This window comes from Mesorhizobium sp. CA12 (assembly GCF_020165255.1).
Classification (GTDB): Bacteria; Pseudomonadota; Alphaproteobacteria; order Rhizobiales; family Rhizobiaceae; genus Mesorhizobium.
In genome coordinates this window covers 65,585-84,870 of record NZ_JAIUHT010000018.1, presented here as the reverse complement: position 1 = coordinate 84,870, position 19,286 = coordinate 65,585, and the positions used below count along the sequence as shown (strand labels likewise).

General features: G+C 64.2%; 15 protein-coding genes. 10 read left to right on the top strand and 5 right to left on the bottom strand.

Annotated elements, in window-relative coordinates; all coding sequences use genetic code 11:
- Nucleotides 1-237: 237 nt before the first annotated feature.
- Together LB520_RS24635 and LB520_RS24630 are read right to left on the bottom strand one after the other, a co-directional pair.
- On the bottom strand, nucleotides 238-819 hold the full coding sequence (locus LB520_RS24635) for a histidine phosphatase family protein (RefSeq protein ID WP_224639685.1): 582 nt from the start codon (nucleotides 817-819) through the stop codon (nucleotides 238-240).
- A gap of 132 nt (nucleotides 820-951) precedes the next feature.
- Nucleotides 952-2,286: a dicarboxylate/amino acid:cation symporter gene (locus LB520_RS24630; protein ID WP_140844031.1), complete on the bottom strand. Its 1,335-nt coding sequence runs from the start codon at nucleotides 2,284-2,286 to the stop codon at nucleotides 952-954.
- A 238-nt stretch (nucleotides 2,287-2,524) separates the two neighbouring features.
- Here LB520_RS24630 and LB520_RS24625 point away from each other — a divergent pair, with 238 nt between their 5' ends.
- The 3 genes from LB520_RS24625 to LB520_RS24615 all read left to right on the top strand — a co-directional run bounded on the left by LB520_RS24625 (nucleotide 2,525) and on the right by LB520_RS24615 (nucleotide 6,303).
- Nucleotides 2,525-4,390, top strand: coding sequence for an ATP-binding protein (locus LB520_RS24625; protein ID WP_224639684.1), 1,866 nt, complete (start codon nucleotides 2,525-2,527; stop codon nucleotides 4,388-4,390).
- Nucleotides 4,387-5,742 (top strand): sigma-54-dependent transcriptional regulator, encoded by a 1,356-nt coding sequence (locus tag LB520_RS24620; RefSeq protein WP_224639683.1) that lies wholly within the window; start codon nucleotides 4,387-4,389, stop codon nucleotides 5,740-5,742. The genes LB520_RS24625 and LB520_RS24620 overlap by 4 nt, the downstream gene beginning before the upstream one ends.
- Before the next feature lie 213 nt (nucleotides 5,743-5,955).
- Nucleotides 5,956-6,303, top strand: coding sequence for a hypothetical protein (locus tag LB520_RS24615; protein ID WP_224512899.1), 348 nt, complete (start codon nucleotides 5,956-5,958; stop codon nucleotides 6,301-6,303).
- A gap of 4 nt (nucleotides 6,304-6,307) precedes the next feature.
- Here the strand turns inward: LB520_RS24615 and ggt are convergent, their stop codons facing one another.
- From ggt to LB520_RS24600, 3 genes are all read right to left on the bottom strand, one after another.
- Complete coding sequence (gene ggt, locus LB520_RS24610; protein WP_224639682.1) at nucleotides 6,308-8,044, bottom strand: gamma-glutamyltransferase; 1,737 nt, start codon at nucleotides 8,042-8,044, stop codon at nucleotides 6,308-6,310.
- A 327-nt stretch (nucleotides 8,045-8,371) separates the two neighbouring features.
- On the bottom strand, nucleotides 8,372-9,706 hold the full coding sequence (gene rhaI, locus LB520_RS24605; RefSeq protein WP_224639681.1) for an L-rhamnose catabolism isomerase: 1,335 nt from the start codon (nucleotides 9,704-9,706) through the stop codon (nucleotides 8,372-8,374).
- 52 nt (nucleotides 9,707-9,758) lie between these two features.
- The gene (locus LB520_RS24600; protein ID WP_224639680.1) at nucleotides 9,759-11,861 is read right to left on the bottom strand and encodes a bifunctional rhamnulose-1-phosphate aldolase/short-chain dehydrogenase; all 2,103 of its coding nucleotides are present in this window, start codon (nucleotides 11,859-11,861) and stop codon (nucleotides 9,759-9,761) included.
- Nucleotides 11,862-12,049: 188 nt separating this feature from the next.
- On the opposite strand from LB520_RS24600, the gene LB520_RS24595 reads away from it, so the two are divergent.
- From LB520_RS24595 to LB520_RS24565, 7 genes are all read left to right on the top strand, one after another.
- Nucleotides 12,050-12,859 (top strand): DeoR/GlpR family DNA-binding transcription regulator, encoded by an 810-nt coding sequence (locus LB520_RS24595; protein WP_224627345.1) that lies wholly within the window; start codon nucleotides 12,050-12,052, stop codon nucleotides 12,857-12,859.
- A gap of 54 nt (nucleotides 12,860-12,913) precedes the next feature.
- Entirely contained in the window at nucleotides 12,914-13,909 is a 996-nt protein-coding gene (gene rhaS / locus LB520_RS24590; protein ID WP_042637283.1) for a rhamnose ABC transporter substrate-binding protein, read from the top strand.
- Nucleotides 13,910-14,090: 181 nt separating this feature from the next.
- Nucleotides 14,091-15,632 carry a sugar ABC transporter ATP-binding protein gene (locus tag LB520_RS24585; protein ID WP_224639679.1) on the top strand — a complete coding sequence of 514 codons (1,542 nt, stop codon included), beginning with the start codon at nucleotides 14,091-14,093 and terminating at the stop codon, nucleotides 15,630-15,632.
- Nucleotides 15,629-16,606, top strand: coding sequence for an ABC transporter permease (locus tag LB520_RS24580; protein ID WP_224627342.1), 978 nt, complete (start codon nucleotides 15,629-15,631; stop codon nucleotides 16,604-16,606). Before LB520_RS24585 ends, LB520_RS24580 begins: the two co-directional genes overlap by 4 nt.
- A complete protein-coding gene (locus LB520_RS24575; RefSeq protein ID WP_224627340.1) occupies nucleotides 16,603-17,604 on the top strand; it encodes an ABC transporter permease in 1,002 nt (333 codons plus the stop codon). The genes LB520_RS24580 and LB520_RS24575 overlap by 4 nt, the downstream gene beginning before the upstream one ends.
- Nucleotides 17,604-17,918, top strand: a complete 315-nt coding sequence (rhaM, locus tag LB520_RS24570; RefSeq protein WP_224627338.1) for an L-rhamnose mutarotase — start codon at nucleotides 17,604-17,606, stop codon at nucleotides 17,916-17,918. Before LB520_RS24575 ends, rhaM begins: the two co-directional genes overlap by 1 nt.
- The gene (locus tag LB520_RS24565) at nucleotides 17,915-19,267 is read left to right on the top strand and encodes an FGGY-family carbohydrate kinase (RefSeq protein ID WP_224627336.1); all 1,353 of its coding nucleotides are present in this window, start codon (nucleotides 17,915-17,917) and stop codon (nucleotides 19,265-19,267) included. Before rhaM ends, LB520_RS24565 begins: the two co-directional genes overlap by 4 nt.
- Nucleotides 19,268-19,286 lie beyond the last annotated feature (19 nt).

Below are 19,286 nucleotides of genomic sequence, written 5' to 3'. Positions count from 1 at the left end.
ACGGGCGGAGCGGGAGCGAAGCGGACGCGCAGACCCGAGGATCCATTCCGTGACCTGGCGCAAAGGGTAACGGCGGCGCAAGACAGGGGTCGCTCTGCACCGCGGCAACGCTCATTGGTAACGGAATGATTCTAGGGTCTGCGCCGCGTCGCTTCGCTCCTTGCTCCGCCCTAGAATGACGAGGCTGAAGGCCATCGCCTGATCTCCAGAGACGCCTGAGCTGCTATCGAGCTGCGGCTACTTCTGGTTCCATCGCCGGATGACCGGCTCGGTCAGATCGTGCTCGTAGCCCAGGATGCTGAGGCTGGCGGTGTCGAGCACGAAGTGCTCGCCGCCTTCCGGCGGCAGGCCGACCCAGCGCGCCGCGAACACACGCAGGAAATGCGAGCTGGAGAAGATGAGCACATTGCCGGCAACCGCGCGAAGCTCGGCGATGATGGCATCGGCGCGGGCGCCGACATCGACAGCCGTCTCGCCCTGCGGACAGCCATCGCTAAACAATTGCCAGCCGGGTCGCTTGGACAGGATCTCCTTGGTCGTCACGCCTTCATAAGCGCCGTAGTCCCATTCCTGCAGGTCGGATCTCTTGACCGCGCGCTCGCCAAAGCCGGCGAGCCGGCAGGTGTCGAAAGCGCGCTGCGAGGGGCTTGACCAGACCGCCTGGAACGTCAGCCCCTCGAGCCGATAGGCGATGCCGCGCGCAGCCTCTTCGCCTTTCGCCGTCAGCGGGATATCGGTGCGCCCGGTGTGCCTGCCCGATGCGCTCCACTCCGTCTCGCCATGGCGAACGACATAGATCTCGGGAAACGCACTGCTCATCGACCGCCCCTGAATGCAACGGGAATGCATCGGCAGGAGTGCCGCGCCGCGCCACCCTATGCGGCAGCCGACAAAAAGAACAGGCCGCAGCGCTTGCCGCGGCCTGTTCGGCATCGGGAGGATGCTGGTTGGCTAGGCAGGCTGCAGGCCGCCCGACAGCGCAAGGTCTGCCTCTTCCGGCAACTGGCCGGCCATGGCGGCGGCGAATTGCTTCTGGTCGAGCTCGCCTTCCCAGCGGGCCACGACGATGGTCGCGACCGCGTTGCCGACAAAGTTGGTGAGCGCGCGGCATTCCGACATGAAGCGGTCGACGCCGAGGATCAGCGCCATGCCGGCGACCGGCACCGAGGGCACGACCGAGAGCGTCGCGGCCAAGGTGATGAAGCCGGCGCCGGTGATGCCGGCGGCTCCCTTAGAGCTCAGCATGGCGACCAGCAGAAGCAGTATCTGGTCGCCGAAGGTGAGCGGCGTGTCGGTCGCCTGGGCGATGAACAGCGCTGCCAGCGTCATGTAGATGTTGGTGCCGTCGAGGTTGAAGGAATAGCCGGTCGGGATGACCAGGCCGACCACCGAGCGGTTGCAGCCGGCGCGCTCCATCTTGGCCATCAGGCCGGGCAGCGCCGCCTCGGAGGACGAGGTGCCGAGCACCAGGAGCAATTCCTCCTTGATGTAACGGATCAGCGCCAAGATGGAAAAGCCGTTGTACCATGCGACAGCGCCCAGAACGACGAGCACGAAGAGCAGCGACGTCAGATAGAAGGTGCCGATCAGGAAGGCGAGGTTGGCGATCGCGCCTATGCCGTACTTGCCGACGGTGAAGGCCATGGCGCCGAAAGCGCCGATGGGGGCGGCCTTCATCAAAATGGCGACGAGGCGGAAGACCGGCGCGGTCAGCGCCTGGAGGAAATCGACGACCGGGCGGCCGCGTTCGCCGACCAGCGCCAGGGCGATGCCGAATAGCACCGAGAAGAACAGCACCTGCAGGATGTCGCCCTGGGCGAAGGCGCCTGTGATGGTGTCGGGGATGATGTTCATCAGGAAGCCGACGATGGTCGTGTCATGCGCCTTCTCGGTGAAGGTCGAGACCTTCGAGGCGTCGAGTGTGGCCGGATTGATGTGCATGCCGGCGCCAGGTTGGACGACGTTGGAGACGACAAGGCCGACGACGAGCGCCAGCGTCGAGAAGACGAGGAAATAGATCATCGCCTTGCCGGCGACGCGGCCGACTTTGTGCAGGTCGGAAACGCCCGCGATGCCGGTCGCCACGGTGAGGAAGATCACCGGCGCGATGACCATCTTGACCAGCTTGATGAAGGCGTCGCCAAGCGGCTTCAGCGAGGCGCCCAGGTCGGGATAGAAATGGCCAAGCAGGATGCCGGCGGCGATCGCCACCAGGACCTGGACATAGAGATGCCTGTAAAAGGGAACCTTGCCGCGCGGCTCGGCGGCAGCGATTGCTGTCTGCATGATATCCTCCGTTCGGCCCCCGATCGAAACGTTCGACCTCCCAAGGGGCCTGTTGACCTCCACAGCCTCGCGGCTGCTGCGGAAGCATCTGCAACGCGCGTGCCAGATGGTGCCGGGTGTCTCTCTTTGTTGGTTTTGTTTGATTTTTCGATTCTGTGACAGCGCCTTTGGAGAAGGCTAGTGCGGTTATCCGCATAGATCGATTTGCGCTTTGTGCGAAATCATGCACAGATGCGGCATGCTGCAACGCCCTGCCGCTGTTCTTGCTGCCACGCCCGAACTGCTTGCCGGGCGGGCGCGTCGCGCCTGGCTTCTGTTCACGGCGGTGGCGCTGCTGATCGTGCTCGCGGCGCTTTACGGCGCCGGCCTCTACGGCCGTTCGACCGAGATCGAGGCTTTAGCCACGCAAGGGCGCACCGACGCCAACCTCAAGGTCGCGCTGTTGCGCGCTGTATTGGAAAATCCGCGCGCGCTGCCGCTGCTTCTGTCGGAGGACCAGCAGGTGCATGACGCGCTGACGCAACGCAGCCCTGCCGCGATCGATATGCTCAACCGCAAGCTCGAAGGGCTGGTGTCCGGCACCAAGGCCTCGGTGCTCTACGTCACCGGCACGGACGGTCTGGCGATCGCTTCCAGCAACTGGCGCGAGCCGGTGAGCTTCGTCGGCAACGACTACGGCTTTCGCGCCTACTTCTCAGGCGCGATGCAGTCCGGCACGGCCGAATATTTCGCGCTCGGCAATGTCAGCAAGCGCCCAGGCCTTTACATCTCGCGCCGCGTGGGGAGCGCGGCGACGCCGCTCGGCGTCGTCGTGGTCAAGATGGAGTTCGACCAACTCGAGGCCGACTGGCACGAGGCCAACCGCCCGGCCTATGTCAGCGACGAGCATGGCGTGGTGCTGATCACCAGTGTGCCCTCCTGGCGCTTCCTGACGACAGAGCCGCTCAGCCGGCCGATGCTCGCCGGTATCCGCGCCAGCCAGCAATTCGGCGATGCGCCGCTGGTGCCGTTGCCGGTCACGAAACCACAACCGCTCAGCTCCGACATCGCCCTGGTCCATGCCATCACGCCCGGGGGCAGCGACGCCGAGTATCTTCGGCTGTCGACCGCGGTGCCGTCGACGCCGTGGCGGCTCGACTATCTGGTTCCGGCCGAAGCGCCGATCGCGGCGGCGCAGCGCGAGATGCGGCTGCTGACACTGGGCGTCCTTGTCCCGCTCCTCGCATTAGCCGCCTATCTGTTGTGGCGCAGGCAGTCCGCGCAGATGCGGATCGCCGCCGAGCAGGCCGCGCGGGCCGAGCTCGAGCGCCGCGTCGTCGAGCGCACGCAGGACCTCAGCCTGGCGCGCGACCGGCTGCAGGCCGAGATCGCCGACCATCGCAGCACGGAGGCGAAGCTGCAGGTGATGCAGCAGGAGCTGGTGCAGGCCAACCGGCTTGCCACCCTCGGCCAGGTCGCGGCTGGCGTCGCGCATGAGATCAACCAGCCGGTGGCGACGATCCGCGCCTATGCCGACAATGCGCGCGTCTTTCTGGAGCGCAAGCAGAGCGCGTCGGCCGAAGAGAACCTTGGCGCCATCGCGGCGCTGACCGAGCGCATCGGCTCGATCACAGAAGAGCTGAAAGCCTTTGCCCGCAAGGGCCGCACCGCCGCCGAACCGGTTGAGCTGCGCAGCGTGATCGAAGGCGCCGTGGTGCTGCTCAGGAGCCGCTTCGCCGGCCGGCTGGACGCGCTGGCGATCACGCTGCCGCCGCCGGCGCTGAAGGTGATGGGCAACCGGTTGCGGCTGGAGCAGGTGCTGATCAACCTGTTCCAGAACGCGCTGGAGGCGCTCGATGGCCGTGATGGCGCGCGGGTCGAAGTCTCCGCCACCGAAACCGCCGAAGACGTGGCGCTGGTCGTGTCCGACAACGGGCCGGGCATCCCGCCCGCGATCCTGAAATCCCTGTTCACGCCCTTCAACACCTCGAAGGAAAGGGGCCTCGGGCTCGGCCTCGTTATCTCCAAGGACATCGTCGCCGACTATGGCGGACGCATCGAGGTTTCGAGCAGCGGCCAAGGCACACGCTTCACCATCCATTTGTCGAAAGCCGGCGCGGCATGACCAGGCACGACCCAGCACCGGTGATCCTGATCGACGACGACAGCGATCTGCTCAAGGCGACAAGACAGACGCTGGAGCTTGCCGGCTTTGCGGTGTCGGCCTACTCCGTGGCGAAGAAAGCGCTGGCAGCGCTCGACAGGAATTTCGCCGGCGTGGTGGTGTCGGATATCCGCATGCCGGAGATCGACGGGCTGCAGCTTTTCGACCGCGTGCTGCGGCTCGACCCCGATATCCCTGTCATCCTGGTCACCGGTCACGGCGACATCGCCATGGCCGTCAAGGCGATCAAGGACGGCGCCTACGACTTCATCACCAAGCCTTTTGCCGCCGACCGGCTGGCGCAGAGCGTTGCGCGCGCGGCGGAAAAACGCCGGCTGGTGATCGAGAACCGCGCTTTACGAGAAGCGGCCGAGCAGGCCCAGGAGGGATTGCCGCTGATCGGCCAGACGCCGGCGATCGAGCGGCTGCGCCGGACATTGCGGCAGATCGCGGATACCGATGTCGACGTTCTGGTGACCGGCGAGACCGGCTCCGGCAAGGAGGTGGTGGCGAGCTTGCTGCACCGCTGGAGCCGCCGCGCCAAGGGCAATTTCGTGGCGCTCAACTGCGGCACGCTGCCGGAGACGGTGATCGAGAGCGAATTGTTCGGCCATGAGGCCGGCGCCTTCACCGGCGCGCAGAAAAGGCGCGTCGGCCGTATCGAGCATTCGAGCGGCGGCACGCTGTTTCTCGACGAGATCGAAAGCATGCCGGCCTCGACACAGGTGCAGATGCTGCGCGTCTTGGAAATGCGCGAGGTGACGCCGCTCGGTACCAATGAGGTGCGGCCGGTCGACCTGAGGGTGGTCGCGGCAGCCAAGGTCGATCTCGGCGATGCCAGCCAGCGCGGCGCTTTCCGCGAGGATCTCTATTACCGGCTCAATGTGGTGACGCTGTCGATCCCGCCGCTGCGCGAGCGAAGGGACGACGTGCCATTGTTGTTCGGATACTTCGCCGAGCGGGCGGCGGCCCGTTTCAGGCGCGGCGTGCCGGCAATCTCCGCCTCGGTCCAGCGCCATCTCAGCGACCATGACTGGCCGGGCAATGTGCGCGAGCTCGCTCATTTCGCCGAACGTTTCGTGCTCGGGCTCGAGGACGTTGCCGGATCGCCTCCCCCCGCGGCAACGGAACGCGACACCTCCGTGCCCTTGCCGGAACGGCTTGATCGCTACGAGGCCGAGATCATCCGCGAGACACTTGGCCGCAATGATGGCGACGTCCGGCGCACCATCGAGGCGCTCGGCATCCCGCGCAAGACCTTCTACGACAAGCTGCAACGGCACGGCATCGTGCGCAGTGATTTTTCCAAGTAGATCAGGGCCAGAGATGGAGCTGATATCGTCGGAAAACCCCTTCGCACCTTTCGGCATCATGCTGTGGGAACCGCAACGCCGTTGCGCCGTTGAAACCGACCGGGAAACCGTGGCACGTCGGCATCAGCCGGGCAGCGAATGCATCGCCGTGGCGGTTTTGCCGGGTTGCGCTCGGCAGGCGTTGATGGTTTGTTGCCGCCCAGCGGAGAACGAATGATGCGCGAATCCCTCGGCCAAGACGAATATGGCTCGACCAGTCCCTTCGACCCTGACGACCTGCCCAATCTCAATGCGATGGGGCCGGCTATGGGTGGCGGCAATGATTTCGAGAAATACGCGGTCGCCGTCATCATCGTCTTCGGCGCGCTGATCATCGGCGGCCTGATGGCTGCCTCCATGTCCTTCGGCCATCGCAACGGCTTCCTCTTCGCGCTCGGCGGCGCCACGGCGGCCTGGATTTCCGGCAATGCGCTGCTACTCGACCGGCCGCGCATCTATGCGCTGTTCGTCGCCATCGCCGCCGTGATGCTGATCGCTTCGACCATCACGCTGGTCATCTGATCAATTAATATCCCAGCGCCTCACCGGCGGCAGCGCGGCTGTCGATGGCGCCGTTGTAGCGCGCGCCGCCGCCTTTCTCGATCTGTGCCAGGCTCTTGCCACCGACCAGGATGCCAGCCGCCTGCCCCCAGGTTTGGTCGCTGAGATCGAGGTGGTAGCCCATGCTGGCAAGCAGCTTCTCTGTGTCCGGCGACAGCCCGAATGGCTCGACATAGACCGTGTCCGGCAGCCATTGATGGTGGATACGCGGAGCGTCGATCGCCTGCTGGATGTCCATGCCGTGGTCGATGACGTTGATGATCGCCTCCAGCGTGATGGTGATGATGCGCGAGCCGCCCGGGCTGCCGATGACCATGAACGGCTTGCCGTCCTTCGTGACGATCGTCGGGCTCATGGAGGATAAGGGCGTCTTCTTCGGCTGAATGGCGTTCGCTTCGCCCTGCACTAGGCCGTAGAGGTTCGGCACGCCCGGCTTCTGGGTGAAATCGTCCATCTCGTTGTTGAGCAGGATGCCGGTGCCGTCGGCGACGACGCCGGCGCCGAAGGAGCCGTTCAGCGTGTAGGTGACGGCCACCGCGTTGCCGTCCTTGTCGATGATCGAGTAATGCGTGGTTTCCTTCGACTCGCCGAAGCCCTTCGGCATCAGCTCCTTCGAGACGCCGGCGCGGAACGGGTCGATCTTGTCGCGGATGTCTTTCGCATAGGCCTTGTCGACCAGCTTCGAGACCGGATTGTCGATGAAATCAGGGTCGCCGAGCGCCGAGTTGCGGTCGACATAGGCGTGGCGCATGGCTTCCACCATGACGTGAACCGTCTCGGCCGAGCCGGCGCCGAGATAAGAGAGCGGGTAGCCCTCCAGCACGTTGAGAATCTCGCAGATGATGACGCCGCCCGAGCTCGGCGGCGGCGAGGAGATGATCTCGTAGCCGCGATAGGAACAGGTCACCGGCTTCAGCTCACGCACGGCATATTGCTCGAAATCGGGCTTGGCGAGGATGCCGCCTTTCGCGCCGCTCGCCTCGACGATTTCATCGGCGATGGCGCCTTTGTAGAAGGCGTCCGGGCCTTTTTCCGAGATCGCCGAAAGGGAGGCGGCAAGGTCCGGCTGAACGAGCTTCTCGCCGACACCGTAAGGCTTGCCGTCTTTTTTGAGGAAGATGGCGGCGGCAGCCGGGTCTTTCGCCAGCCGCTCGGCGCCGCCGGCGAATGACGCGGCGTCGCCCTGGTTGAGCACGAAGCCGTCCTTGGCGTAGGCAATCGCCGGCGCCATCAATTCCTGCCGCGGCAGCGTGCCGTATTTCTCGCGCGCCATCTCGAAGCCGGCGACCGAGCCGGGCACCCCGACCGCGAGATAGCCGTCGAGGCTGGCGCCTTTGATCGGCTTGCCGTCCTTGTCGAGATACATGGTTTTGGTCGCCGCGAGCGGCGCGCGCTCGCGGAAATCGAGAAAGGTCGTGCGGCCGTCCTTCATGCGCACGGTCATGAAACCGCCGCCGCCGATATTGCCGGCATTGGGATAGACCACGGCGAGCGCATAGCCGACGGCGACCGCGGCATCGACCGCGTTGCCGCCCTTCTTCAGCACGTCGACACCGACTTCGGTTGCAAGATGCTGGGCAGTCACCACCATGCCGTACTCGCCTTTGGCAGGAGTTGGCGAAGCGGCGAAGACGGTGGTCGGCGTGAAGGCAAAGGTGAGCGAAAGGCTGACGGCGATCAGCGTCCGGCGGGTCAAGGGCATGGCGGTGCTCCAAATGCTGCGTCCGTAGAAGAGCTACTTGGAGCGGCCGAGTCCATCCATCAATACGACCGAACACATATTGGTTTTCGCTCGCTGGCAAGTTCCAGGTTGCAGGAAGAGAGAGCCGAGGCCGATGCCAGCCAATCTCCCCCCTTGTGGGGGAGATGCCCGGCAGGGCAGAGGGGGGCGCGAAGGATCGCCAACCTTAGGATGCTCGACTATCTCCAACGGTTTAATGTGCAAACGGAAGATTTGAGATGTTGGCGGGACAGCGCCCCCCTCTGTCCTGCCGGACATCTCCCCCACAAGGGGGGAGATCAGCCACTCTCAAACGATGCCGCCGCCGCCACCCGCGACTGCCGGCCGCTCCGCCGCGACCTTCGCCCGGTAGCCCGCCTCGCGATAGGCAGCGACCGGATCGATGGCGCCGCCCTTCTTCAGCCGCGCCATGGCGAGGATCGGCTCGACATCTATGCGATAGGCGACTTTGAGCGTCTGCGTCGCCATCAAAGCATCATTGGCATCCTGAAAACCTTCCAGCGCCTTGCGATCGACCAGCAGCGCCTGCGCATAGGCGCGCTGCACCTCGACCGCCGACAGCATCAGACTCTCGATCGGATCGGTGACGTTGTGGCTCTGGTCGAGCATATGCGCGGGATCGAAGCCCTTGGCACCGGCGAGCTCCGCATCGACCAGTTCGTTGAAGACAAGGAACAGGCGGTAGGGGTCGATCGAGCCGGCGTCGAGATCGTCGTCGCCATATTTGGAATCGTTGAAGTGGAAGCCGCCGAGCTTCCCGAACTGGATCAGCCGCGACACGATCATCTCGATGTTGACGTTGGGCGCGTGGTGGCCGAGATCGACCAGGCAGAAGGCCTTGTCGCCGAGCTCCTTGGCGATGATGTAGTTGGTGCCCCAGTCCTGCACGACCGTCGAATAGAAGGCCGGCTCATACATCTTGTGCTCGGTGAACAGCCGCCAGTCATCCGGCAGACCGGCATAGATCTCGCGCATGGCGTCGAGATAGCGCTCGAAAGCCTTTGCGAAATTGACCTGGCCGGGGAAGTTGGAGCCGTCGCCGATCCACACCGTCAGCGCTTTCGATCCAAGCGTCTTGCCGATCTCGATGCATTCAAGATTGTGCTCGACCGCTTGGCGGCGCGTGCCGGCATCGGCATGCGACAGCGAGCCGAACTTGTAGGAGAGCTTCTGGTCCTTGGCATCGGAGAAGGTGTTGGAATTCATGGCATCGAAGCCGAGGCCGAAGCGGGACGCCGCCTGCTTCAACCGGTTCGGATCGGCCTTGTCCCATGGGATGTGAAGCGAGACGGTGGGCGTTGCCTGCGTCAGCTGGCTGGTGACGGCGCAGTCCTCGATCTTGTCGAAGATGTCGCGCGGCTCGCCGGCACCGGGAAAGCGGGCAAAGCGCGTGCCGCCGGTGCCGACGCCCCAGGACGGGATCGCGACGCCGAATTTCTCGACCTTGTCGCGGATGGCGTCGATGGCGATGCCGCGCCGGTCAAGGCGCTCGCCTAGCGCGGCGTAGTCGCGCTCGAGATCGGCCCGGCGCGCGGCGTTGCTTTTTTCGACGACGTCAGTCGAGATGATCGTTTCGGACACTGCACTTCCTCCCAGTATTCGTCGGCTGGCGCTGCCCCTCATCCGCCCTTCGGGCACCTTCTCCCCCTAGAACGGGGAGAAGGGAAGCGCGTGCCTAACGCGTAAAGCTCTGCGCGTTGCCGGCGTCGACGTTGACGATGTTCCCCGTGGACTTGGCCGACATGCCGGAGGCGAAGAAATAGATCGCTTCGGCGATGTCCTCCGGGAAGACCGACCGCTTCAGCATCGAGCGCGAGCGGTAATGCTCCTCGAGGTCGTCGGTCGACATCTTGTAGGCGGCGGCACGCTGTTCCTTCCATTCGCCGGTCCAGATCTTGGAGCCGCGCAGCACGGCGTCCGGATTGACGACATTGACCCTGATCTGCGCCTCCGCCCCTTCCAGAGCGAGGCAGCGGGCCAGATGGATCTCGGCAGCCTTGGCCGTGCAATAGGCGGACGCGTTCGGCGAGGCGGCGAGCCCGTTCTTGGAGGCGACGAAAACCACATTGCCGCCGATCTTCTGGGCGCGGAACAGCCGGAAAGCCTCGCGCGAAACGAGGAAGTAGCCGGTGGACAGGATGTCCATGTTCTTGTTCCACAAGGTCAGCGTTGTCTCCTCAATCGGCGCCGAGGAGGCTAGCCCGGCATTGGAAACCAGGATGTCGATGCCGCCGAATTCAACCGACGCTTCGGCAAAGCCTGAGGCTACCTGATCTTCCGAAGTCACGTCGATCCGCACCGGACGGACGAAATCTTTGCCGTAGGCCTTCGACAGTTCCTCATTGGCGCTGGCCAAAGCGGCATCGTCGATATCGGCGAGCACCACGCAGGCGCCTTCGCGAAGCAGCCGGTTGGCGGTGGCGCGGCCGATGCCGCCGGCGCCGCCGGTGACCAGCGCGATCTGGCCGACCAGCGCCTTCGGCTTCGGCAGGCGCTGGAGCTTGGCTTCCTCAAGCTGCCAGTATTCGATGTCGAAGGCTTCCTGGGCAGGCAGGCCGACATAGGACGAGACCGTCGAGGCGCCGCGCATGACATTGATGGCGTTGACATAGAACTCGCCGGAAATGCGCGCCGTCGCCTTGTCGCCGGCAAAGGTGAACATGCCGACGCCCGGCATCAGATAGACCACGGCATTGGGATCGCGGATGGCGGGCGAGTCCGGATGCTTGCAGCTGTCATAGTAGGCCTGATAGCCGACGCGGTATTCGGCGATGTCGTCGGCCAGGCGCGCGATGACGGCATCGACATCCGGCTTTGCGGGATCGAACTCGATCACCAGCGGCCGAATCTTGGTGCGCAGGAAGTGATCGGGGCAGGAGGTGCCGAGCGCCGCCAGCGGCCGCAAGTCCTTCGAATTGACGAATTCGAGCACGGCGGGCTGGTCATCGAAATGGCCGAGCTTATGGCTCTTTTCGGAGATGAGGCCGCGGATCCGCGGCATCAGCTTGGCCGCGATGGCGCGGCGCGCGGAAGCGTCGAGCGGCTGGACCGCCTCGCCGCCGAAGATCGCCTTTCCCTCGGATTTGCGCTCGAACCAGTCGATCGCCTGGTTGATCACCGAGATCGTCGTCTCGTAGCACTCCTTGGGCGTGTCGCCCCAGGTGAACAGGCCATGGCTTTCCAGCACGACGCCCTTGGCATCAGGGTTCTCGAGGCAGAATTTCTCCAGCCACAGGCCGAGCTCGAAGCCCGGCCGTTTCCACGGCAGCCAGCCGATGGCGCCGCCGAATATCTCCTTGGTGATCGCCTTGGAATCCTTAGCGGCGGCGACCGCGATGATGGCGTCGGGATGCATGTGGTCGACGCAAGCCTTCGGCACGAAGGCATGCAGCGGCGTGTCGATCGAAGCCGCGCGCGGATTGAGGTTGAAGGTGCAGTGGGGCAGATAGGCCACCATCTCGTCCTCATGCTCGACCCCGCGATACAGGCCCTTCAGCGCCCGCAGCTTTTGCATGTAGAGGGTGGCAAAACCGTCAAGCTTGATCGAGGCGCTGTCGCCGCCCGAGCCCTTGACCCACAGCACCTCGACCTCCTCACCGGTGAGCGGGTCCTTCTGCCAGACCTTGGACGAGGTGTTGCCGCCGCCATAGTTGGTGACGCGCTTGTCGGATCCCAGCGTGTTCGAGCGATAGACCAAGAGCTCAGGACCGCTCATCCCTTCGGCCTTTGCATCGTCCCAAAGATTGGCGAGGCGCGAGCCGGAGCGCTTGTCGAGCATAGGTATCCTCCCTTGGAGCGCGATGCCGCGCCCCTCATTTCTCGTCCGGGAATGTCTACGCAAGCGCCGCGCTTGTCAATCACAAACGATCAATATCGATCATATTGCACTGCACAATGAAAATATATGATCGGAAATGATTGACACTGCGCGTTTTCTAAGGCCTGATGCTTGGGCAGGGAGGAACCATGCACGAGAAAGAGCGCCACAGGATCATTCTGTCCGCCGTCCAGGAAAAGCCTGTGGTGACGGTGCAGGAGATGGTCGAACTGACGGACTCCTCCGAGGCGACGATCCGGCGCGACATCGCGGCGCTGCATGTACAAAAGCGCCTGCGCCGGGTGCGCGGCGGCGCCGAGGCGATCTCGCCGCCGCAGTTCATCGGCCTTGCCGGCCGCCCCTTTTCCGTCAACGAGACGCTGAACGCCGCGCAGAAACGGGCGATCGCGCGGGAAGCCGTGAACCTTTGCGCGGACGGCGAGCCGATCATCATCAATGGCGGCACCACCACTTTCCAGATGGTGCATTTCCTGACCGGACGCCGCATGCCGATCTTCACCAATTCCTTCCCGATCGCCGAGCATCTGCTCAAGCACTCGAAGAATACGGTGATGCTGTCGGGCGGCACGATCTACCGCGAGCAGAACATCGTCTTGTCGCCCTTCGACAATGACGTGACGCGCAACTTCTATGCGCGGCGCATGTTCATGGGCGCGCAGGGGCTGGGGCCGCTCGGGCTGATGGAAGGCGATCCGCTGCTGATCCAGGCCGAGCAGAAATTGATCGACCAGGCCGATGAATTGGTGGTGCTGGTCGATTCCTCGAAATTCCGCATGCGCTCCAGCCTGATCCTGTGCGGGCTGTCGCGCATCGCGACCGTGATCACCGACGACGGCATCGAGGACCGCGAGGCCAAGATGCTGGAAACGGCGGGCGTGGCGCTGATCGTCGCCCGCAGACAGTCAAGCGACAAGGAGGAATCTTCACTGCAGGCCTGAGGAAACTCGCGCCCGCAGCGGCGATGGAATGCAACGCTCAAGGGAGGATATTCGATGAGCTTTTTGAAGAAACTACTGGTTACGGCGGCCTTTTCCGCCGCCATGTTCGTGAATGCCGCCTATGCCGAGAACGTCAAGATCGCGCTGGTGGTGAAGTCGCTCGGCAACGGCTTCTTCGACGCCGCCAACAAGGGCGCCGAGGAAGCGGCCAAGGAACTGGGCGATGTCGATGTCATCTATACCGGTCCGACCAAGGCTACCGCCGAAGCCCAGATCGAGGTGATCAATTCGCTGATCGCGCAGAAGGTCAATGCGATCGCCGTTTCAGCCAATGATGCCGACGCGCTGGTGCCGGTGCTGAAGAAGGCGATGGACCGCGGCATCACCGTGATCTCGTGGGACTCCGGCGTCGCCAAGGAAGGCCGCCAGCTCCACCTCAATCCGTCCGACACCGGCCTGATCGGCGAGACCATCATCAAGCTCGCCGCCGACTACCTGCCTGAAGGCGGCGACGTCGCCATCCTGTCGGCCTCCTCGACCGCGACCAACCAGAACGCCTGGATCGAAGCGGCCAAGAAGGTGCTGCCGGAGAAGTTCCCGAAGATCAAGCTGGTCGCCACTGTCTATGGCGATGACGACTCGGCCAAGAGCACGGATGAAGCCAAGGGCCTCTTGAAGTCCTACCCGAACCTCAAGGCGATCATCGCGCCGACCACGGTGGGCGTCGTCGCCGCCGCGCAGGTCGTCACTGACGAGAACCTGATCGGCAAGGTCAACGTCACCGGCCTCGCGCTGCCGTCGGAGTTCAAGAAGTTCATCGACAACGGCGCTTCGCAGGCTGTCGCTCTCTGGAACCCGATCGACCTCGGCTATTCGGCGATCTATCTCGCCCATGACCTGGCGGTGAAGAAGGAAGAAGCCAAGCCCGGCGCCACGCTGTCGATCGGCCGCGTCGGCAAGGTGACGCTCGATGACACCAACTCGGCCGCCATGGCTCCGCCTTTCCAGTTCGACAAGACCAACATCGAGAAGTTCTCGAAGATCTATTGATCCTGGAACCAACGGAGCTGCCCCCTCATCCGGCCGCTTCGCGGCCGCCTTCTCCCCATGGGGAGAAGAGCCTGGAGCCAGACTCGCAAAACTCCTCTCCCCTCGGGGAGAGGTCGACCGAGCGAAGCGGAGGTCGGGTGAGGGGGAGTCAACACGGAATATAGACGGGCTTGATACGACTATGGATACGACGGCCCATCACGGCAAAGTAGACGAACGGCCCCCAGCCTCGGCTCCTCGCCTGACGCTCTCCGGCATCTCGAAAAGTTTTCCGGGCGTGCGCGCGCTGCACAATGTCAGCCTGTCGCTCTATCCCGGACAGGTGACGGCGCTGATCGGCGAGAACGGCGCCGGCAAGTCGACGCTGGTCAAGATCATGACCGGCATCTACCAGCCCGATTCAGGTGAGATCAGCATCGACGGCCAGGCCGCGACGCTGCCCAGCGCGCATGCCGCTTTCGGCCACGGCATCACCGCCATCCATCAGGAGACGGTGCTGTTCGACGATCTGTCGGTCGCCGAAAACATCTTCCTCGGCCACGCGCCGCGCACCCGCTTCGGCACCATCGATTGGCGCACCATGCGCAAGAACGCCCGCGAGGTGCTGGAGACGATGCGCGCCGGCCACATCGATGCCGACACGCGGCTGAAGGATCTCGGCATCGCCAACAAGCATCTGGTTGCGGTTGCCCGCGCCATGTCGATCGACGCGCGCATCGTCATCATGGACGAACCGACCGCTGCCCTTTCGATGAAGGAGATCGAGGAACTTTTCCTGCTGATCGAATTCCTGAAGAGCGAAGGCAAGGCGGTGCTCTTCATCAGCCACAAGTTCGACGAGATCTATCGCATCGCCGACCGCTACACCGTCTTCCGCGACGGCGAGATGATCGGCGAAGGCCTGCTCAAGGATACCGGCCAGAACGAGATCGTGCGCATGATGGTCGGCCGCAACGTCGACCATATCTTTCCGCAGCGCGAGCCGAAGATCGGCGCGCCGGTGCTTTCCATCTCCGGCCTGTCGCATCCGACCGAGTTCGACGACATCGGCTTCGAATTGCGCAAGGGCGAGATCCTCGGCTTCTACGGGCTGGTCGGCGCCGGGCGCAGCGAGGTGATGCAGGCGATCGCCGGCATCACCCGCACCAGCCGAGGTACCATCTCACTCGACGGCAAGACGATCGCCCCGAAATCGGCGGCGGATTCGATCGAGGCCGGCATCGTCTACGTGCCGGAAGAACGCGGCAAGCAGGGCGTGGTGATCGGCCTGCCGATCTTCCAGAACGTGTCGCTGCCGTCGCTGAAGCACACCTCGAAATCCGGCGTGCTGAGGCTCGTGGAAGAATTTTCGCTCGCCCGCTCCTACACCGAGCGGCTTGATCTGCGCGCCTCATCGCTCAGCCAGGATGTCGGCACGCTTTCCGGCGGCAACCAGCAGAAGGTGGTCATCGCCAAATGGCTGGCGACGACGCCGAAGGTGATCATCCTCGACGAGCCGACCAAGGGCATCGACATCGGCTCCAAGGCCGCCGTGCACGGCTTCATGGCCGAGCTGGTCGCGGAAGGCCTGTCAGTGATCATGGTCTCGTCGGAACTGCCCGAAATCCTCGGCATGTCCGACCGCGTCGTGGTCATGCGCGAGGGTCGTATCGCGGCCACCTATGACAACAAAGGGCTGGACGCCGAGATGCTGGTTCGAACGGCGGCGGGGATCGCGGCATGAAGAGCTTCCTCAAATATCGCGAGATCTGGCTGCTCGCCGGAATCGTCGTGCTGATCGGGCTGATCTCGACGCGCTTCCCCGGCTTCGCCAACCCCGCCAATCTGCGTCAGGTCTTCAACGACACCTCGATCCTGATGATCCTGGCGCTGGGTCAGATGGTGGTGATCCTGACGCGCTCGATCGATCTCTCGATGGCGTCCAACCTCTGCTTCACCGGCATGGTGGTGGCGATGCTCAACGCCGCGCATCCGGCGATCCCGATCCCGGTGCTGATCGTGATCGCTCTTGCCGTCGGCCTGGTGCTTGGCGCCATCAACGGCTTCCTGGTCTGGCGGCTGAACATCCCTTCGATCGTGGTGACGCTTGGCACGCTCACCATCTATCGAGGCGCCACCTTCGTCGTCTCGGGCGGCGCCTGGGTCAATGCCGACCAGATGAGCTCGGACTTCATCAATTTCCAGCGCGCCGCCTTCCTCGGCCTGCCGGTTCTGTCCTGGATCGCGCTTTTGGTCATCGCGCTGTTCTTCCTGGTGATGACGCGCACGCAGATCGGCCGCTCGATCTACGCCATCGGCGTCAATCCGACCGCCTCGGTCTATGCCGGCATCGATGTCGGCCGCACAAAATTCATCGTCTTTTGCATTTCCGGCATGATCGGCGGGCTTGCAGGCTATCTGTGGATCTCGCGCTACGTCATCGCCTCAGTCGAGGTCGCCAACGGCTATGAGCTCAACATCATCGCCGCCTGCGTGATCGGCGGCATCTCGATCGCCGGCGGCATCGGCTCGGTCGGCGGCGCGGTGCTGGGCGCGCTGTTCCTCGGCATCATTTCCAACGCGCTGCCGGTCATAAACATCTCGCCCTTCTGGCAGATGGCGATCTCGGGCAGCGCCATCATCCTGGCCGTGGTGCTCAACGCGCGCGGCGAGCGCCGGCAGGGCCGCATCATCCTGAGAAAGGCGGAAGCGGCATGACCGACACCCCTGCCCCGCGCCATATCCCCGACCGGCTCGACAAGCCGCTGTCCTCGGCGATCTTCTCCTGGGAGGCGCTGCTCGTCGTCATCGCGGTCTTGATCTTCGCGGTGAACAGTTTTGCTTCGCCCTACTTCCTCGATCCATGGTCGCTGTCGGACCTGACCTTCAACTTCACCGAAAAGGGCCTGATCGCTTTAGCCATGGCGCTGCTGATCATCTCGGGCGAGATCGACCTGTCGGTCGCGGCGATCGTGGCTTTAGCCTCGACGATGATGGGCATGGCCCTGCAGGCCGGCGCCGGCACGCCGGTGCTGATGGCAATCGGCGTCGTCGTGGGACTCGGCTGCGGCGCCTGCAACGGGCTGCTTGTCACCCGGCTCGGCCTGCCTTCCATCGTCGTCACCATCGGCACGATGAGCCTGTTCCGCGGCATCGCCTTCATCATCCTCGGCGACCAGGCCTACAAGGGCTATCCGGAGAGCTTCGCCTTCTTCGGCCAGGGCTATGTCTGGGGGGTCTTCTCGTTCGAGCTGGCGCTGTTCCTCGTCGCGGCGCTGATCTACTGGTTCGTGCTGCACCGCACGAGCTTCGGCCGCCGCGTCTTCGCCATCGGCAACAACCCGGTCGCCTGCCAGTTTTCCGGCGTGCGCGTCGACCGCATCAAATTCATCCTGTTTTGCCTGACCGGGCTGATGTCGGGCATAGCCTCGGTGTTGATCACCTCGCGGCTTGGCTCGACGCGGCCGTCGATCGCGCAGGGCTATGAGCTTGAGGCGATCACCATGGTGGTGCTCGGCGGCGTCTCGATCCTCGGCGGCGCCGGCAGCATCCTGGGCGTCGTGCTCGCCGCCTTCATCATGGGGCTGGTGACGTTCGGCCTCGGACTGCTCAACGTGCCCGGCATCGTCATGTCGATCTTCATCGGCCTGTTGCTGATCATCGTCATCGCGCTGCCGATCGTCTGGCGGCGGCTGCGCGAGGGGCGCTTCGCCTGATGGAGAAGTACGCCTTCAAGATGAAGCTCAATCCCGGCATGAAGGCCGAGTACAAGCGCCGCCATGACGAGATCTGGCCCGAGCTGGTCGCGCTGCTGAGAGAGGCCGGCGTCTCCGATTATTCGATCTATCTCGACGAGGAGACCAACATCCTGTTCGGGGTGCTGTGGCGCCGCGATGACCACGGCATGGCCGATCTTCCGAAGCACCCTGTGATGCAGCGCTGGTGGGCGTATATGGCCGATGTCATGGAGACCAAACCCGACAACGAGCCGGTGGCGGCGCCGCTGGAAACCGTGTTCCATATGGCATGATCGTCGCCGTCATCGATATTGGCAAGACCAACGCCAAGGTGGCGCTGGTCGATCTCGCGACACTGAGCGAGATTGCGCTGCGCCGCTTCGCCAACGCGCCGGTGCGGCAGGCGCCCTATCCGCATCACGATGTCGAGGCGCTGTGGACGTTCATCCTGAACAGCCTCGCCGATCTCAACCGCGAACGGCAGATCGATGCGATCTCGATCACCACGCATGGCGCCACCGGCGCGCTGGTCGACCGCTCAGGCGAACTGGTGCTGCCTGTGCTCGATTACGAATTCGACGGTCCCGGTCAGCTTGCGGCCGACTATGACGCCGTGCGCCCGCCTTTCGGCGAAACCGGCACGCCGCGGTTGCCCATCGGCCTCAATCTCGGCGCGCAGTTCTTCTGGCAGCAGAAGCGTTTCCCGGCGGAATTCACCAAGGCCACCGCGATGCTGATGTATCCGCAATACTGGGCGCTGCGGCTGACCGGCGTCGCCGCCAATGAGGTGAGCTCGCTCGGCTGTCACACCGATCTCTGGAACCCCTGGACGTCCGATTACTCGTCGCTGGTCGACCGGATGGACTGGCGCCGGCTGATGGCGCCGGTGCGACCGGCAAAGGATCGGCTTGGCCCGATCCTGCCGGAGCTGGCGCGGCGGACAGGGCTCGACCCGCAGACGCTCGTGTTCTGCGGGCTGCACGATTCCAACGCCTCGCTGCTGCCGCACCTTTTATCCGACACACCGCCCTTCTCCGTCGTCTCGACCGGCACATGGGTGGTGTCGATGGCGGTGGGCGGCAGGAGGGTCGAGCTCGACCCGGCGCGCGACACCCTGGTCAATGTCAACGCGCTCGGCGATCCGGTGCCTTCGGCGCGCTTCATGGGTGGGCGCGAGTTCTCGCTTCTGACCGACGGCCAAAGCCAGGAATGGAGCGAAGACGATGTTGCCGCCGTTCTGGCGCGACGGGTGCTGCTCCTGCCTGCCACTCAGCAGGGTTCGGGACCGTTTCCGCATCGCGGCGCACAGTGGGTCAATGCCGAGGACTTGAGCGCCGGCCAGCGCTTCGCCGCCATCTGGTTCTATCTGGCGCTGACGACCGCGACCTGCCTTGGTCTCATCGGTGGCGACGGGCCGACGATTGTCGAAGGGCCCTTCGCCCGGAACCTGCTTTTCATCAGAATGCTGGCGGCAGCTACCAAGCGACCGGTCATTGCGTCAGAGACCTCGACCGGGACCAGCATCGGCGCCGCCTTGTTAGCCTCAGATCGCGTCATCGCGATGAGCAAGGGTGAGCGCACAGAACCACCGACCGATCAGTCCTGGGGCGGATATGCTCGGGCTTGGCGCCGCTCTACTTGACAGGTTGGCGCCGCCCCCT

Excerpts from the sequence above, each read along its gene's own strand:
- LB520_RS24635 (WP_224639685.1), bottom strand. The coding sequence starts at position 819 with ATGAGCAGTGCGTTTCCCGAGATCTATGTCGTTCGCCATGGCGAGACG.
- LB520_RS24630 (WP_140844031.1), bottom strand. The coding sequence starts at position 2,286 with ATGCAGACAGCAATCGCTGCCGCCGAGCCGCGCGGCAAGGTTCCCTTT.
- LB520_RS24625 (WP_224639684.1), top strand. The coding sequence starts at position 2,525 with ATGCTGCAACGCCCTGCCGCTGTTCTTGCTGCCACGCCCGAACTGCTT.
- LB520_RS24620 (WP_224639683.1), top strand. The coding sequence starts at position 4,387 with ATGACCAGGCACGACCCAGCACCGGTGATCCTGATCGACGACGACAGC.
- LB520_RS24615 (WP_224512899.1), top strand. The coding sequence starts at position 5,956 with ATGATGCGCGAATCCCTCGGCCAAGACGAATATGGCTCGACCAGTCCC.
- ggt (WP_224639682.1), bottom strand. The coding sequence starts at position 8,044 with ATGCCCTTGACCCGCCGGACGCTGATCGCCGTCAGCCTTTCGCTCACC.
- rhaI (WP_224639681.1), bottom strand. The coding sequence starts at position 9,706 with ATGAGGGGCAGCGCCAGCCGACGAATACTGGGAGGAAGTGCAGTGTCC.
- LB520_RS24600 (WP_224639680.1), bottom strand. The coding sequence starts at position 11,861 with ATGCTCGACAAGCGCTCCGGCTCGCGCCTCGCCAATCTTTGGGACGAT.
- LB520_RS24595 (WP_224627345.1), top strand. The coding sequence starts at position 12,050 with ATGCACGAGAAAGAGCGCCACAGGATCATTCTGTCCGCCGTCCAGGAA.
- rhaS (WP_042637283.1), top strand. The coding sequence starts at position 12,914 with ATGAGCTTTTTGAAGAAACTACTGGTTACGGCGGCCTTTTCCGCCGCC.
- LB520_RS24585 (WP_224639679.1), top strand. The coding sequence starts at position 14,091 with ATGGATACGACGGCCCATCACGGCAAAGTAGACGAACGGCCCCCAGCC.
- LB520_RS24580 (WP_224627342.1), top strand. The coding sequence starts at position 15,629 with ATGAAGAGCTTCCTCAAATATCGCGAGATCTGGCTGCTCGCCGGAATC.
- LB520_RS24575 (WP_224627340.1), top strand. The coding sequence starts at position 16,603 with ATGACCGACACCCCTGCCCCGCGCCATATCCCCGACCGGCTCGACAAG.
- rhaM (WP_224627338.1), top strand. The coding sequence starts at position 17,604 with ATGGAGAAGTACGCCTTCAAGATGAAGCTCAATCCCGGCATGAAGGCC.
- LB520_RS24565 (WP_224627336.1), top strand. The coding sequence starts at position 17,915 with ATGATCGTCGCCGTCATCGATATTGGCAAGACCAACGCCAAGGTGGCG.